The 13752-nt window shown below is 69.1% G+C and carries 17 protein-coding genes and 1 pseudogene; 5 read left to right on the forward strand and 13 right to left on the reverse strand.

Annotated features, from left to right (window positions below; genetic code table 11):
- Positions 1 to 70: 70 nt before the first annotated feature.
- Together ABD999_RS30650 and ABD999_RS30655 are read right to left on the reverse strand one after the other, a co-directional pair.
- The gene (locus ABD999_RS30650) at positions 71 to 955 is read right to left on the reverse strand and encodes a VOC family protein (protein ID WP_271279898.1); all 885 of its coding nucleotides are present in this window, start codon (positions 953 to 955) and stop codon (positions 71 to 73) included.
- Positions 956 to 996: 41 nt separating this feature from the next.
- Entirely contained in the window at positions 997 to 1323 is a 327-nt protein-coding gene (locus ABD999_RS30655; protein ID WP_271279897.1) for a DoxX family protein, read from the reverse strand.
- Positions 1324 to 1403: 80 nt separating this feature from the next.
- Here ABD999_RS30655 and ABD999_RS30660 point away from each other — a divergent pair, with 80 nt between their 5' ends.
- A complete protein-coding gene (locus ABD999_RS30660; protein WP_271279896.1) occupies positions 1404 to 2015 on the forward strand; it encodes a TetR/AcrR family transcriptional regulator in 612 nt (203 codons plus the stop codon).
- Positions 2016 to 2179: 164 nt separating this feature from the next.
- On the opposite strand, the gene ABD999_RS30665 is transcribed toward ABD999_RS30660, so the two are convergent.
- A complete protein-coding gene (locus ABD999_RS30665; RefSeq protein ID WP_271279895.1) occupies positions 2180 to 2560 on the reverse strand; it encodes a winged helix-turn-helix transcriptional regulator in 381 nt (126 codons plus the stop codon).
- A 79-nt stretch (positions 2561 to 2639) separates the two neighbouring features.
- Between ABD999_RS30665 and ABD999_RS30670 the strand changes: the two genes are divergently transcribed.
- On the forward strand, positions 2640 to 3050 hold the full coding sequence (locus ABD999_RS30670) for a RidA family protein (protein ID WP_148029823.1): 411 nt from the start codon (positions 2640 to 2642) through the stop codon (positions 3048 to 3050).
- Here the strand turns inward: ABD999_RS30670 and ABD999_RS30675 are convergent.
- Positions 2993 to 4615, reverse strand: a complete 1623-nt coding sequence (locus tag ABD999_RS30675) for an MFS transporter (RefSeq protein WP_271279894.1) — start codon at positions 4613 to 4615, stop codon at positions 2993 to 2995. The two genes, ABD999_RS30670 and ABD999_RS30675, sit on opposite strands and share 58 nt — an antisense overlap.
- A 79-nt stretch (positions 4616 to 4694) precedes the next feature.
- Here ABD999_RS30675 and ABD999_RS30680 point away from each other — a divergent pair, with 79 nt between their 5' ends.
- The gene (locus tag ABD999_RS30680; protein WP_271279893.1) at positions 4695 to 5288 is read left to right on the forward strand and encodes a helix-turn-helix domain-containing protein; all 594 of its coding nucleotides are present in this window, start codon (positions 4695 to 4697) and stop codon (positions 5286 to 5288) included.
- A gap of 46 nt (positions 5289 to 5334) precedes the next feature.
- On the opposite strand, the gene ABD999_RS30685 is transcribed toward ABD999_RS30680, so the two are convergent.
- Complete coding sequence (locus ABD999_RS30685) at positions 5335 to 5631, reverse strand: NAD-dependent epimerase/dehydratase family protein (RefSeq protein WP_333485743.1); 297 nt, start codon at positions 5629 to 5631, stop codon at positions 5335 to 5337.
- A gap of 91 nt (positions 5632 to 5722) precedes the next feature.
- Positions 5723 to 6295: pseudogene (locus ABD999_RS30690) on the reverse strand (NAD-dependent epimerase/dehydratase family protein); the annotation flags it as partial.
- 148 nt (positions 6296 to 6443) lie between these two features.
- On the opposite strand from ABD999_RS30690, the gene ABD999_RS30695 reads away from it, so the two are divergent.
- On the forward strand, positions 6444 to 7118 hold the full coding sequence (locus tag ABD999_RS30695) for a PIG-L deacetylase family protein (RefSeq protein ID WP_219547971.1): 675 nt from the start codon (positions 6444 to 6446) through the stop codon (positions 7116 to 7118).
- A 244-nt stretch (positions 7119 to 7362) separates the two neighbouring features.
- On the forward strand, positions 7363 to 8244 hold the full coding sequence (locus ABD999_RS30700; RefSeq protein ID WP_271279892.1) for a glycosyl transferase family 90: 882 nt from the start codon (positions 7363 to 7365) through the stop codon (positions 8242 to 8244).
- Here ABD999_RS30700 and ABD999_RS30705 read toward each other — a convergent pair.
- The 7 genes from ABD999_RS30705 to ABD999_RS30735 are packed head-to-tail and all read right to left on the reverse strand — an operon-like array spanning position 8216 to position 13749.
- Complete coding sequence (locus ABD999_RS30705; protein ID WP_271279891.1) at positions 8216 to 9307, reverse strand: alpha-hydroxy acid oxidase; 1092 nt, start codon at positions 9305 to 9307, stop codon at positions 8216 to 8218. The two genes, ABD999_RS30700 and ABD999_RS30705, sit on opposite strands and share 29 nt — an antisense overlap.
- A complete protein-coding gene (locus tag ABD999_RS30710; RefSeq protein ID WP_271279890.1) occupies positions 9304 to 9729 on the reverse strand; it encodes a YybH family protein in 426 nt (141 codons plus the stop codon). The genes ABD999_RS30705 and ABD999_RS30710 overlap by 4 nt, the downstream gene beginning before the upstream one ends.
- Positions 9722 to 10420: a GNAT family N-acetyltransferase gene (locus ABD999_RS30715; protein WP_345483023.1), complete on the reverse strand. Its 699-nt coding sequence runs from the start codon at positions 10418 to 10420 to the stop codon at positions 9722 to 9724. Before ABD999_RS30715 ends, ABD999_RS30710 begins: the two co-directional genes overlap by 8 nt.
- The gene (locus tag ABD999_RS30720) at positions 10417 to 11478 is read right to left on the reverse strand and encodes an HAD-IIIC family phosphatase (RefSeq protein ID WP_271278788.1); all 1062 of its coding nucleotides are present in this window, start codon (positions 11476 to 11478) and stop codon (positions 10417 to 10419) included. The genes ABD999_RS30715 and ABD999_RS30720 overlap by 4 nt, the downstream gene beginning before the upstream one ends.
- A gap of 18 nt (positions 11479 to 11496) precedes the next feature.
- Positions 11497 to 12633: an acyl-CoA dehydrogenase family protein gene (locus tag ABD999_RS30725; RefSeq protein WP_271278787.1), complete on the reverse strand. Its 1137-nt coding sequence runs from the start codon at positions 12631 to 12633 to the stop codon at positions 11497 to 11499.
- Positions 12620 to 12880 (reverse strand): phosphopantetheine-binding protein, encoded by a 261-nt coding sequence (locus tag ABD999_RS30730; RefSeq protein WP_271278786.1) that lies wholly within the window; start codon positions 12878 to 12880, stop codon positions 12620 to 12622. Before ABD999_RS30730 ends, ABD999_RS30725 begins: the two co-directional genes overlap by 14 nt.
- Complete coding sequence (locus tag ABD999_RS30735) at positions 12871 to 13749, reverse strand: 3-hydroxyacyl-CoA dehydrogenase family protein (RefSeq protein ID WP_219547955.1); 879 nt, start codon at positions 13747 to 13749, stop codon at positions 12871 to 12873. Before ABD999_RS30735 ends, ABD999_RS30730 begins: the two co-directional genes overlap by 10 nt.
- Between the last annotated feature and the right edge of the window lie 3 nt (positions 13750 to 13752).

Here is a 13752-nt window from a genome sequence, read left to right on the forward strand (position 1 = left end):
AGTGGCGGAGCACACCAGGGCTCCGCCACTCGCTCTTTCCAGGTGCACCCACGTCGATCGCCCGACTTCGTCACATTCGGGTGAAGGCGAGCGGCACTCCATGGGCGTCGTCAGCGGTGACGTAGAAGCCGCCGGGGGTGGTGTGGGTGGGGATCAGGTTGCCTTCGATGAGCGTTCGGGCGGCGGTCAGGTCGCGGACCGCGACGGTATGGGCGGCCAGCAGAGGCAGGGCGGGCACGGCGTGTCCGGGAAGGAAGTCGTCGAGCGAGGACTGCGGGATGATCTCCACTCGTCCGTGCCGCATGGGGAGCACCCGCTTGGGGCCGTCGATCCACACGTCGGCGTCCAGCATGCGGGCGTAGCGCTCTTCGTGGCCGTCCATCTCGTCGTCGGGCACGACGAGCAGCACGCTGTGCAGTCCGATCGCGCCGTTGGGGTGATCGAGGTAGCGCGGCTGGTGGACGTACTGCGGGGTGAGATGCCGGGTGGCCTGAAGCGCCCCCTCGGGGGTGTGGGCGGCATCGATGCGGACGCTGTCGGCGCGGACGGTCCGCGGGCCGTCGGGGGTGGAGACCTCCCGTTCCAGCGCGCGGATTCCGGTGGAGACCAGGCCCGCGGCGCGCAGCCGTGCTTCGGTGGCGGCCACGTCCCGCGAGCCGAGGGTCATCAGCAGACCGCGGTACGTCCGGCGTAGCTTATGGACGCCCCAGGGGTCGGGAGCGGCGGGATCGACGATGCCGAGCAGTTCGATGAACGACTGCCCGAAGTAGGCGCACCGGTTGGCTGTACAGGTGGGCAGGAGCGGACCCCCGGGCCGTTCGGCGAGTCGGTGGGGCGAGACGGGGCTGAGGGTGAAGCCGAGGGCCTCATAGCGGGCGCAGGTCGCGGCGAGGTCGGTGGTGATGAGCACCGTGTGGTCGATGTAGTCGATGTCGGCGGTGTGTTCGGTCGTCATGCGTCGTCCTTGCTCGGTTCCTGATGATGTCGCGAGGGGTGTCACGCGGCCGCTGCGAGGGCGGCGGCGATGAAGAGCACTTGAAGGGCTGTGCGGGCCGGCAGCGGGGTCACGGGTTTCCCGGCCAGGGTGAGGCCGCGGCGGGCCGCCGAGACGTTGGCGGGAAACATGGCGATCATCAGCAGCGCCAGCCCGATCGCCGCGTACGGCGCGACCGGCGCGAACAGCAACCCCACGGCGCCGGCCAGCTCCAGCACACCGGTGAGAGTGACCAGCAGGGCCGGGCGCGGGAACGACGACGGGATCATCGCGACGAAGCCGCCGGTGAGGGCGATGAACGGAACCATCCCGTCCTCCAATCTTGTCACCGGATAGATTGGAGGAGGTTCGCCATCTTGTCAATGTCAAGCTAGGGTGTGGCCGTCACGTCGATCACCGGAACGCGGAGGTGGGGAACATCAGCCAGCCGTCCTACCACCACGGCAACCTGCGGCGCGTCATCATCGACGCCGCGCTCCAGGCCATCGGCGAATCCGGCCCGGCCGGATGGAGTCTGCGCGAGCTGGCCCGCCGCGCCGGCGTCTCTCACGCCGCTCCCGCCTACCACTTCGGTGACAAGCAAGGCCTGCTGACGGCCGTGGCCGCCGAGGGCTTCGCCATGTTCGCCGACGCTCTCGAGAGCGCGGCCGCCGACGTGTGGGAGGTCGGCGTCGCCTACCTCCGCTTCGCCCTCGACCACCGGCCCTACTTCGAGGTGATGTTCCGGCCCGAGCTCTACCGCGTCGACGATCCCAGCGTCCAGTCCGCGCACCAGCGCGCCGCGGACGTGCTCATCACCAGCGCCCACTCGCTGTCGCCGGGCCCGGAACACGACCGGACCACCACGGTCGCCGCCTGGTCGCTGGCCCACGGCTTTACCACCCTGTGGCTGAGCGGCGCCTTGCCGGAAAGCACGGACGGAGACCCGGAGGCCCTGGCCCGCTCGATGATCCGCCTCGTCTTCGGCGCCCTGGCGGGAGGGTCGGCGCCCGGAGAGGACCGGACCGGATCGCGGCGCTAGGACCTGTGCCCGGCGGGCCGTCCGGATCGGCGTGAACCGTCGCCGCGCGAAGCCGGGGCAGGTTCGGATCCCGCAGCGCGCGGATGTGAGGCCCCACCAAGACGGAACCCCCGATCCTGCCGGTTCGGGGGCAGGGTCCTATTCAGCAGGACGACCTACGGTGGTCACTCCCCGTGCTCGGCGTCGAATGCCTCGCGGGCGCGCTCGACCTCCGGCATGGTGACCGTCGCCCAGCCCAGCAGCGCGTCGACGAGGTCCTGGAGGGTCTTTCCCAACGCGGAGACGCGGTATTCGACGGCGACCGGGCGGGTGGCGATCACCACGCGGTCCACCATGCCGTTGCGCTCCAGCCTGCGCAGCGCGGCTGTCAGGGACTTCTGCGAGACCGTGGGGATCACCCGCCGCAGCTCGTTGAAGCGCCGAGGGCTTTCACAGAGCCTGTCGAGCACCAGCAGCGACCATTTGTCGAGCACCTGATCCAGCAGCTCCCGATGTTCGCGGGCGATCGGTGGGTGCCCGGCCTGGGCCGCGGTGGTTTCGTTCATGACACCTGGTCTCGTTGAGGTGGCCTTTCTGTACTAGGTATACATGAGATACCTGATTTCGCACAGAGAAGGCCATCTCATGACTGTTGAGCTTTTCACCCCAGAAGGCATGTTCCAGCCGGTTCCCTACCACCATGTCTCGGTCTCCACAGGCACGCGACACGTCCACGTCGCCGGCCAGGTCGCGCGAGACGAGCAGGGGAACAAGGTCGCCACGGGCGACTTGGCGGGGCAGATCGCTCACGCTCTGCGCAGTACGGCCCGTGGTCTGGCGGGCGCGGGAGCGAGCTTCTCCGACGTCGTACGCCTCCGGTTCTTCGTCACCGGCTGGCAGCCGGAGAAGTACACCGAGTTCATGGCGGGCATCGAGAGCGTGGTGGACGAACTGGGGATCCCCCAGCCGTTGCCGCCGCTCTCGGCGATCGGCGTGGACTACCTCTTCGAGCCCGACGTGCTGGTGGAGGTGGAGGCGGAAGCAGTCCTCGACTGAATAGGCCCATGAGGAAGCCGCGGGGGCGGAGTCTTCGGGCCGCGCAGGGCGATGTAGACGAACAGCGCGCCCATGACGGCGACGCCCGCCCACATGGCCTGCTGCCAGCCGTCGACGAAGGACTGCCGGGCGGCGTGGACCAGGTCCTGCGCGTGCGGGCCCGCGCTGCGGGCCACCTCGACGGCGTTGGCGACACCTGCGCGCGCGGTGTCCGCGAGACCCTGGGGAATGCCCCGCAGGCGGTCGTCCACGGCGCCGCGGTAGCCGGCGGACAGCAGCGCTCCCAGCAGGGCGACGCCGAGGGCGGTGCCGAACTCGCGGGTGACGTCGTTGAGCGCGGAGGCGACACCCTGCTTCTCGCGCGGCAGGGAGCTGGTGATGGCCTCGGTGGAGGGGGCCATCGACAGGCCCATGCCGATGCCCATGGCGAGCATGCCGGGCAGGATGGTCAGGTAACCGCCGTCGGCGGAGACGAACAGGGCCATGAGGGCCAGGCCGACGGCGGCCAGCGCGATGCCCGCAGCCATGGTCGAGCGGGGGCCGATGCGCGCGGCCGGCTTGGGGGCGAGGCCGGAGGTCGTCATCATCATGACGGCCATGGGCATCAGGGCCAGCGTGGACAGCAGCCCCGACCAGCCGAGCACGGCCTGGAAGAACGGGAAGAGCACCACGGCGATGCCCGCCTGGACGCCGAAGACCACCAGCAGCGTGATCGAGCCGCCAGCCAGTCCACGTTCCCGGAACAGGCGCACGTCCAGCAGCGCGGCGTCCCGGCGGTGCGACTCCCAGGCCACGAAGCCGATCGCGGCGACGAGACCGGCAGCGAGACTGATCAGGGTCGCGGGCGCGGTCCAGCCGCGCTCGGGGCCCTCCTGCAGGACGAAGATGAGGCCGGCCACCGCGACCGCGGACACCAGCGCGCCGACGGTGTCGAAACGGTGGGCGGACCTCTCGCGGGAGTCGGGGACCGACTTCAGCGTCATGGCCAGGGCCACGACGGTCAGGACCACGGGCAGGACGAACAGCCACCGCCAGTCGGCGACGTCGACGAGGAGGGCGGAGAGGAACATGCCCAGGATGCCGCCGCCTCCGGCGACACCGGTCCACACACCGATCGCCGTGCCGCGTTCCTCCTCGGGGAAGGTGGAGGTGATGACGGCGAGAGTGATGGGCATGATCATCGCGGCGCCGATACCGCCGGCCACGCGCGCGGCCAGCATCACCTCGGCCGTCGGAGCCAGGCCCGCCGCGACACCGGCGACGCCGAAGACGCCCAGCCCGGCGATGAGCATGGGCTTGCGTCCCAGGCGGTCGCCGATCGCGCCGAGCGGCAGCAGCAGCGCCGCCAGGGCCAGGGTGTAGATGTTGATGATCCACAAAATGGTGTTCTGCGAGGCGCCGAACTCGACGGCCATGTGCGTCTGGGCGACGTTCAGCCCGGACACCGACGCGATGACGGCCATCAGCGCGATGGAGACGGCGATCAGAACGCTGCGCAGCTGACGCGCGTCCGGTGCGCCTCCGCCGCTTCTGTTAGCGGCCTGCGGAGGCTGGTTCGTAGTCATGGATTCCCCTCATCTGGGCATGCGATCTTCCGCACACGACGGTAAGCGTGGCTTGCGGTTGAGGCATAGGATGTTGCGTATGACGCAAGAAAGTGGAGAGCTGGACGGCCTCGTACGCAAACGCATCCGCGCTCTGCGGGTCGCTCAGGGCTGGTCCCTGGAAGAGCTGGCCACCCGCGCCAACCTCAGCCAGTCCTCACTGAGCCGCATCGAGAACGGTCAGCGCCGCCTCGCCCTGGACCAGCTCGTCACCCTCGCCCGCGCCCTGGACACCACCCTGGACCAGCTCGTCGAGACCGCCACCGACGACGTCGTCATCAGCCCGATGATCGACGACACTCACAGCCTCATGCGCTGGCCCGTGAAGGGCGACCCGGGCGTGAGCGTCGTACGCCAGCGCATGACCGCGCCACCCGACAGCCCCTCCCGCATGCGTGCCCACCCCGGCCGGGAATGGCTGGTCGTCCTCTCCGGCACCGCGATCCTCATGCTGGGTCACCGGCGCTTCCGTCTTGAGACCAACCAGGCCGCCGAGTTCCCCACCATGCTGCCGCACGCCATCGGCGCCGAAGGCGGACCGTGTGAGATTCTGGGCATCTTCGACCGCGACGCCCGCCGCGGACACCAGCGCGACAACGGCGGCGTCTGCGACACGCCCGGCACCCGCGCATGACGTCGACGACATGCCCGCCTCGTACGGCCGGCCGCGCCGGCGCTTCTCATCCCTCGGCGCGGACCTCGGCGATCACGTCCCGCAGCACGTCGTCCAGAGAGTGCGTCGACCGCCATCCCGTCAGGGACCGCAGGCGCCCGGTGTCCGGCACCCGTTGCAGCGGCTCCTCCGAGTGCGGTCCGTACACCTCCTCGTGCGGGACGAAGACAATTTCCGAGTCCGAGCCCGCGAGCTCGATGACGCGTCTGCCGAGATCCAGGATGCTCGTCTCCTCCGACGACCCGAGGTTGAACGTGCCGCCGATCGACCGCTCGTTCTCCAGCAGCAGGAGCATCGCGGTCACCGCGTCGTTGACATGCAGGAAGCACCGGGTCTTGGCTGCCGTCGCCGTAGATGGTGACCGGCTCGTTCGCCACCGCCTGGCGGACCAGCCGGGGCACCACCATGCCGTAGGCCGGGCTCTGCCGGGGGCCCACGGTGTTGAAGAAGCGCACGATGATCGTGTCCAGCCCGCGCTCCCGGTGATAGGCGTTGACCAGGCACTCGTCCACGGCCTTCGCCAGGCTGTAGGACCAGCGGGCGACCTCGGGCCGGCCCAGCACGTGGTTCGCGTCCTCCCGCAACGGCATCTCCCGGCTCTGGCCGTAGACCTCGCTCGTGCTGGCCAGCAGGACCTTCTTGCGAAAGGCGTCGGCCGCCTGCATGACCACCTGCGTGCCGCGCACGTTGGTGATCAGCGAACCGAGCGTCCGGCTCACGATCAGCCGGACTCCGACCGCCGCCGCCAGGTGCACGACCACGTCGCAGCCCTCGACCAGCTCCGCCACCAGCCCTTCGTCCAGCACCGAGCCCTTGACGAAGGTGAAGCACCCGCCGGCCGTGTGCGCGGCGAGGTTGTGGCCCGTGGACAGGTCGTCCAGGACGACCACGGAATGGCCTTGTGCGAGGACCGCTTCGCCGAGATGGGATCCGATGAAGCCGGCCCCTCCAGTGATCAGGTATCTCACGGTTGTTCCTGGCAGAAATGGATGGGCAGCCGTGACGCATACGATTCATAGAGCATAATCGAAATGCTCAGCCGTGGCCTGTGCGCGCCGACCGGAAACTCCCCGGACATTCGGCGGATTACCCGGCGGCCGAAAAGCAGGAGGCGGATTGAGGAGACTGCTGGTGGTCGTCGCGCACGGCGATGACGAGACCCTGGGCGCCGGCGCCACACTCGCGCGGCTGAGCGAAGCGGGCGTGCGCATCCGGCTGTGCGTCCTGACCCGCGACGACGGCTCCCGCGACCCCACCGGGGGCGGCGCGACCGACCGTGCCGGGGCGATCGAGAAGGCCGCCGGCATCCTCGGCATCGAGGAGGTCAGCGTCCACGGCTATGGCGACAACCGGCTCGACCAGGTAGGTCAGCTCGAACTCAACCGTACGATCGAGGCGGAGATCCGGCTCTTCGGCCCGGACACCGTGTTCACCACCAGCCTCAGCGATCTCAACCAGGACCACCGCCTGGTGAGCTCCGCGGTGCGGGTGGCGGCCCGTCCGGGGCGCACCGGCGTCACCGAGATCCGGTGCGTCGAGGTGCGGTCGGCGACCGACTGGGGCGAGGCGTCCGGCCTGCGGCCGGCGTTCTCCCCCAACTGCTGGCAGGTCGTCTCCGAGAAGCATCTCGAACGCAAACTGGCGGCGCTGCGCGCGTACGGCGGGGAGGTGGAGGAATGGCCGCTCCCGCGAAGCGAGAATGGCGTGCGGGTATTGGCCGCATATCGCGGCAGTCAGGTGGCCGCCCCCTTGGCCGAGGCCTTCGAGATAGCGCGCGTCATCCACGATTAGCCGGACCTCTTGATCGGTTCCCTCGGCGGGGTAATCTTCTGTCGTGAGCTCCATGCCTTCGGAAGCGATGGCAGCGATTCGTGCTCGACAGCAGGAGCAGTTCCGGCATCTCGCCAAGAGTGGCTGCGAGAAATCCGTCCTGGACGATTTCGAAGCGTTCTTGGCCGCACCGGGGACGCTGTCCCGCCCGTCATTGATCGTGCGCTGCCGGATCAGCGCCCAGGATCTCGATGTGCGCGTGGTCGTGGACAAACCCATATCGCGGCACAGGCTGACGGATTCCCTCCTGCCCGCCCTGCGGCGCCTGCTCCCCCGGATACGTCACCCCGCGGACTTCTTCGTGCTGCTGAGCGACAGCGTGTACGTCTCCCCTGCCGGCCGGGCCGAGTTCGTCGAGTTCCTCATGAGGGCGCCGCTGCTGAGATGTGACCGGCGTGACGGCGACGACATCAGCGCGCACTCCATCCTCATCCCCGACTTCGCCATTCTCGGGCCCCGGTACGCCGGCGAGCTCGCCGCCATCGCGAAGGCGTCCGCGGCGATCCCGTTCGAGCGGCGCCTCGGCCTGATCAAATGGCGGGGCACGCTGTCGGGTCCCGGATACCCGAACTTCGGCAACCGGCGCGACTTCGCCCGCTACGCGCTGCTGATGGCCTCGCGCAAGCACCCCGAGGTGCTGGACGCGCGCCTCGTCACGTACGACAACCTGACCGACAGCGAGTCCGCGCTCGCGCTGCGACGCCACCTGCGGGAGATGTTCGGCGACCCCGCGGAAGAAGTGCCCGCCGAGGGCTTCGTACGCTACAAGTACCTGATCTCGCTGGACGGCGCGGTGGCGGCGTGGAAACGCGTGCCCACGATCCTGGCTTCGAGATCTGTCCTGCTGCTGCAAGCTCAGTGGAGCCAGTTCTTCTACGCGGGGCTGAAACCGTGGGTCCACTACGCACCCGTCCGGCATGACCTGTCGGATCTGCTGAAAGTCCATGAACGGCTGGCCGAGCATCCGGAGGAGGCGGAGGCGATCGCCGACAACGGGCAGCGCTTCGCCGGGGAGATACTGCACCCGGCCGCGCTGGACACCTTCTTCGTCCACGTCGTCAACAGGTGCGGCGAGCTGTCCAGCTGATACGGATGACGGTCGACGCGTTCTCCCTGATCTCGCCGATGCTGCGGCAGCCGGCGATCCGCATCGCGATGCGCAGCTCCTCGACCAGGAGGCCGACCGCGTCGACGACCCCTCGCTCCCCACCGGCTGCCAGCGCCCACATCACCGGCCTGCCGAGCAGGACGCCGTCGGCTCCCAGGGCGATCGCCTTGAGGACGTCGGTGCCCCGCCGGAACCCGCTGTCGATCAGCAGGCCGGTGCGCTTCCCGACGGCCGCGGCGATCTCGGGAAGCATCCTGATCGTCGACTCCGTCGTGTCCAGTTGCCTGCCCCCGTGATTGGACAGGATGAGCGCGGCCACCCCCAGGTCCAGGGCCGGCGGGACGTCGAGCGGGTTCATGATGCCCTTGAGCACGACGGGCAGCGCGGTCTGTCCGCGCAACCACTCGACGTCGCTCCACGTCAGCGCGGGATCGAGGTCCGCGCCGACCGAGTGGATGGGGTTGTCGTGCACGACCACGTTCCGCCGCGCGAAATTGGCGGCGACCACGTCCGCCGGGAGGGCGAACCGGTTGCGGACGTTCCTGTAGCGCCTTCCGGTGACCGGACATCCCACGGTCAGGACGATCGCCTTGTATCCCGAGCCTTCGGCCCGCTGAATCAGCTCCTTCGTGAGCGCCCTGTCCTTGAAGATGTACGTCTGGAACCAGAGGTGCTCGTTGCCGGAATCCCTGGCGACGTCCTCCATCGCGACACTGGACATCGAGCTCACGATCATCGGGATGTCCAGGGCCTTCGCGGCTCTCGCGGCCGAGACCTCTCCGCTCTCGTGGACGAGCCGGTGAAAGGCCGTCGGGCTGAACCCGACGGGAAAGCCGAACGAATGCCCCAGCAGGCTGGTCCGCAGGTCGAGGTCGGCGACGTCACGCAGGCACAGGGGCAGCAGCCGGATCCCGTCCAGGTCGCGGCGGTTGGCCCGGCTGGTGATCTCGTCGCAGGCGCCGCCGTCGATGTAGTCGAAGACGCCGGCCGGCAACCGCTCCCTTGCCAGGGTCCTGAAATCGTCGAGGCTGGGCGGTGTCATGGCGGGGGCGGGCCCTCGTCGACGGGGGCCCAGTCGCCGTGCCGGTGCACGATCTTCCATATGCCGTCCTCACGCCGGTAGACGTGGGTGACCCGGATCGTCATCGGCTCGGCGGGCCGCCCGTCCACGGACGCGGTGAAGCGTTCGCACCCCACGGTGTAGGCGAGGTCGCCGACGATGTCGACGACCTCCACGTCGAAGCTGAGGTCGCCGCACCGGGAGAACCTCGACCCCACCCAGTGGTAGACCCGGTTGAGCTCGGCGGATCCCGTGGTGCACGACCCCCAGGCGCCGAAGAGGCTCAGCGGGTCCCGCGTCGACCACATGCTCATGAACGGCGCCTGGTCTCCCGAGAACAGCGCTCTCATCGCCTCGGTCTGGCGGGCGAGGGTGTCCGCGCGAAAGTCGTCGAGCTCACCCATGGGGCCTCCCGAGGCGGGACTTTCCTACAGCCGGGAAGTTATACCGGCGGGTGACCCGTGTAAACGGGTCACCCGCCGGGGAAGTCCCGACGCTTATCATGTCCTCGGTATAACCGAGCTTCCGCAACAGCCTGTCCCTTACTCCGGGCCATTCACACCGGATAATGCTGTACAGCACGGAATCCCTGACCCGGCCGTCGTCGTAGATCATGTGCTGACGGATCACGCCTTCCTGCACGGCTCCCAGAATCTTCATGGCGGCCCTCGAACTCAGGTTGTACGGGTCGGTGATCAGCTCCACCCGGTTGACCGACAACCTTTCGAAGGCGTACGTCAACGTCAGCAGCCTGACCTCCGAATTGATGAGCGTTCCCCGGGCGCTGCCCGTGTACCACGTCGAGCCGAGGGCGAGGCGGCGGTGCTCGGGAGCCATGTCGTAGTACCGCGTCGATCCGACGATCCTGTCGTCCGCCCGGCGCCGGACCGCGAACGGGTAGAGCTCCCCCATCGCGTCCCGTTCCACGGAGTAGTCGAACCAGTCGTCGAAGTCGGACCCTCGTACGGTGGTGAAGTACGTCCAGATGCTCTGGTCGTCGCCGGCGGCGGCCCGCAACGGCTCCCGATGCCGCATCGCCAACGGCTCCAGCACGACGCGGGGCCCGGAGAACGTGCCGGGCCGGGCGAATCTCATCCGCCTCCCCTCCCTCGCTGACTGGTCCTGACCTCGACGTAGTGCGGGAACGGACGGACGACGCCCGGGTCGTGGTCCAGCAGCACCACGTCGCCCGACGCGGCCACTTCCCGGAATCCGTGGAACCTGTAGGTCAGGTACATCATGCGGTTGCGTTCGTTGGCGACGAAGTCCGCCCGCAGCCGGACGCCGTGGCGCCGGGCCGACCGCACGATGTGGCTCAGCATGATCCCGCCCACTCCGCGGGTGATGACGCGGCAGGACATGACGAGCAACTTCACCAGCCAGGCGTCCGGACCCCGCTCGACCAGCGCCAGGCCGATGGTCCCGCTGGACCCGTACCGATCTTCCAGCTCGGCGACCAGCAGGAGGTGATCGGGCGAGTCCTTGAGATCGTTCAGCTCCTCGTACGCGTAGTGGCGGCCGGTCGTGTTGAGCTGGCTGGTCCTCAGCGTGAGTTCCTCCGCCCGGCGCAGGTCGAGCTCCCCGGCCGGGCGGATCGTCATGCGCATGCCGAGCGTCTCCAGGAACTTCTCGCGGCTGCCCGGGGACTCGTTCTCGGCCCGGTTGCGCTGGATGTCGGCCTGGCACATCTGCCGCCTCCGCCTCGACTCGTCGGTGACGAACCGGGGTCGCATCCGGGGCAGGTCCAGCAGCCCGCCGAGGTCGGCGGCGTCGATCACGCTCACCTGAGGCAGGGCGTACCGCACCTCGTCCCGTTCGAACGCCTGATCGTCGACGAGGGCGAGGGTGTCCAGGCCGATGCCGAGCTCGCGGGCGATGATCCTGATCGACGCCGACTTGTCGGCCCAGCCGATCTGCGGATGCAGGAAGAACTCGGCGAGACCGAACTCGGTGACCTTCGCCCACGCCAGGTCGTGGTCGTTCTTGCTGGCGACGGACTGCAGGATGCCTCGGTCGTCGAGCTCGCCGACGACGGATCTGACGCCGGGCGCGAGGACCAGGTCGTCGCCTTCGAGCAGGGTGCCCTGCCACAACGTGTCGTCGAGGTCCCAGACGACGCACTTGATGCCCGGCCCCTGCCGCTCAGCCCGCATGCTCACACTCCGTCGCCGTCATCGCAGGTACGGCCGCTGGAAGGCGTAGTCCGCGAGGGTCACCTGGTGGATCTCGTGGGTCCCCTCGACGATCCCCATGACGGTGGCGTCACGCAGATACCGGGCGACCGGGTAGTCCGTGGTGCAGCCGTTCGCCCCGTGGAGGTGGACCGCGTCGTTGGCGACCCGGATCGCCGCCTCGGCCGCGTGGTACTTCGCCAGCGCGGTCTCCATGACGGCGCGCGGGTCGCCCGTCTCCCGCAGGCATGCGCTCCGGTAGCAGACCGCCTGGGCGGCGGTGTGCGCGACCAGCATGTCGGTGAGGTGCCGGCGGACGAGCTGGTGGTCTTTCAGCGTGCGGTCCCCCTGGGTGCGCTGCCCGGTGTACGAGACGCAGGCGTCCAGGCATCCCTGGATGATTCCGGTGCTCCCCCAGGCGACCGAGAACCGCCCGTGGTCGAGCGCCAGGTTGGCGACGAAGCCGAGTCCCGCGCCCGTGGGCCCCACCTGGTGCGATCTCGGGACCCGGACGTCGTCCAGCCGGACCTCGGCCGGCATCGACCCCCGGGTGCCGAAGATGTCCGTGACCGGTGTCACGGTGAGGCCGTCACTGTGCCGGTCCACCACGAGCGCGACCGGCTCGCGTTCGCAGTGCGCGAAGACCAGGAACAGGTCGGCGATCTGCCCGAAAGTGATCCACTTCTTCGTGCCGCTGACGAGGTAGCCGTCGCCCACCTCCACCGCCCGCGTCCCGATCGCCCGGGTCGCGCTGCCGGCGCCGGGCTCGCTCAGCGCGAAGGCGATGATCTTGCGGCCGGTGCAGAGCTCCGGCAGCCATCGCTGCCGCTGATGCCGGTCGCCCAGCGCGGTGAGCGCCTGCGCCGCCATGTTGTGCACCGTCATCAGGCTGCGCACGGACGAGCACGCCTTGCCGATCTCCTCGGTGACCAGGCCGTAGCTGACCGGATCGAGCTCACCGCCGCCCCACCGCGCGGGCAGGGCGGCCCCCAGGTAACCCTCCTCGCGCATCGCGGCCAGGACGGAAGCGGGAGTGGCCTGCTGCCGGTCGATCTGGTCCGCCAGCGGGGCGATCCGCCCGGCGGCGAACCGCCGCGCCCTGTCGCGCCACCCGGCCTGGACGTCAGTCAGCCGCATGGCCGGGCCCGAATGGCGGCTGCGTCTTCCTCAGGACGAACGCCGTCAGAGCATCGATCGAGGAGAAGTTGACGATGTCCAGATCTTCCCGCTCCGCCTTGATCGAGAACTCGTTCTCCACGAACTGGACGAGCTGCAGAGCGAACAGGGAGTTGACGAGCCCCAGCTCGAACAGGTCGTCCCCGTCTCCGACCTCCTCCATGACCGCCTGTCTGAGGTAGCTTCTGACCCTGGCTTTCACGTCCATCGGAGCCCCTGCTGTCCGGAGTAGTCGAAGAAGCCCTTGCCTGACTTCCGTCCGCGCAGGCCCGCGTCGACCATCTGCCTCAGCAGCGGGCACGCGCGGAACCTGCCGTCCCCGTAGCTCTCGTTCAGTACGTCGAGCGTACGGAGGACCGTGTCCAGGCCGATCAGGTCGGCGGTCGCCAGCGGTCCCATCTCGTGGGCCAGGCACTTGACGAAGATCTCGTCGACGTCGGCCGGGGTGGCGACCCTGTCGTGCACGACGCTGATCGCTTCGTTGATGGCCAGCATGAGAACGCGGTTGGACACGAAGCCGGGCATGTCGTTGGTGACGACCCCCCGCTTGCCCAGCCCGCCGAGGAAGCCCTGGACCGCCTCCACGGTCGCGTCGCTGGTGTGCCAGCCCTTGACGACCTCCACGACGGGCTTCCGGAAGACGGGGTTCATGAAGTGCACCCCGATGACGCGGTCGGGCCGCCGCGTCGCGCCGGCCAGGCGGGTGATCGAGATCGCGGAGGTGTTGGCCGCCAGGATGCGGTCCGGCGGGCAGATCCGGTCGAGCCGGGTGAAAACCTCCTCCTTGATCGGCCGGCTCTCCGTGCTGTTGTCCACGACGAGGTCGATGTCGGCCAGGAGGCCGTAGTCGGTCGTGCAGTCGATCCGCGACAGGATGCCGGCATGGCTGGCCTCGCGCACCCCGGCATCGAACAGGGACGCGTACCTCAGGTTCTCGCCGATGGCCGACCGTGCCCGGTCCAGGATCCCGGTCTCGACGTCCACCAGGACCACCCGGTGCCCGGCCTGGGCGAGGCACTGCGCGACCTCGGTCCCGATGGTCCCCGCACCGATGACGCCGACGTTCGGAAACTCCATGGC

Source organism: Nonomuraea ferruginea (assembly GCF_039540635.1).
Classification (GTDB): Bacteria; Actinomycetota; Actinomycetes; order Streptosporangiales; family Streptosporangiaceae; genus Nonomuraea; species Nonomuraea ferruginea.

What these genes read in the sequence shown, in the direction of transcription:
- ABD999_RS30675 (WP_271279894.1), bottom strand. Translation starts at nt 4,615, where the DNA reads ATGACTACGAACCAGCCTCCGCAGGCCGCTAACAGAAGCGGCGGAGGC.
- ABD999_RS30665 (WP_271279895.1), bottom strand. Translation starts at nt 2,560, where the DNA reads ATGAACGAAACCACCGCGGCCCAGGCCGGGCACCCACCGATCGCCCGC.
- ABD999_RS30680 (WP_271279893.1), top strand. Translation starts at nt 4,695, where the DNA reads ATGACGCAAGAAAGTGGAGAGCTGGACGGCCTCGTACGCAAACGCATC.
- ABD999_RS30670 (WP_148029823.1), top strand. Translation starts at nt 2,640, where the DNA reads ATGACTGTTGAGCTTTTCACCCCAGAAGGCATGTTCCAGCCGGTTCCC.
- ABD999_RS30650 (WP_271279898.1), bottom strand. Translation starts at nt 955, where the DNA reads ATGACGACCGAACACACCGCCGACATCGACTACATCGACCACACGGTG.
- ABD999_RS30705 (WP_271279891.1), bottom strand. Translation starts at nt 9,307, where the DNA reads ATGACACCGCCCAGCCTCGACGATTTCAGGACCCTGGCAAGGGAGCGG.
- ABD999_RS30730 (WP_271278786.1), bottom strand. Translation starts at nt 12,880, where the DNA reads ATGGACGTGAAAGCCAGGGTCAGAAGCTACCTCAGACAGGCGGTCATG.
- ABD999_RS30710 (WP_271279890.1), bottom strand. Translation starts at nt 9,729, where the DNA reads ATGGGTGAGCTCGACGACTTTCGCGCGGACACCCTCGCCCGCCAGACC.
- ABD999_RS30735 (WP_219547955.1), bottom strand. Translation starts at nt 13,749, where the DNA reads ATGGAGTTTCCGAACGTCGGCGTCATCGGTGCGGGGACCATCGGGACC.
- ABD999_RS30725 (WP_271278787.1), bottom strand. Translation starts at nt 12,633, where the DNA reads ATGCGGCTGACTGACGTCCAGGCCGGGTGGCGCGACAGGGCGCGGCGG.
- ABD999_RS30715 (WP_345483023.1), bottom strand. Translation starts at nt 10,420, where the DNA reads ATGAGATTCGCCCGGCCCGGCACGTTCTCCGGGCCCCGCGTCGTGCTG.
- ABD999_RS30720 (WP_271278788.1), bottom strand. Translation starts at nt 11,478, where the DNA reads ATGCGGGCTGAGCGGCAGGGGCCGGGCATCAAGTGCGTCGTCTGGGAC.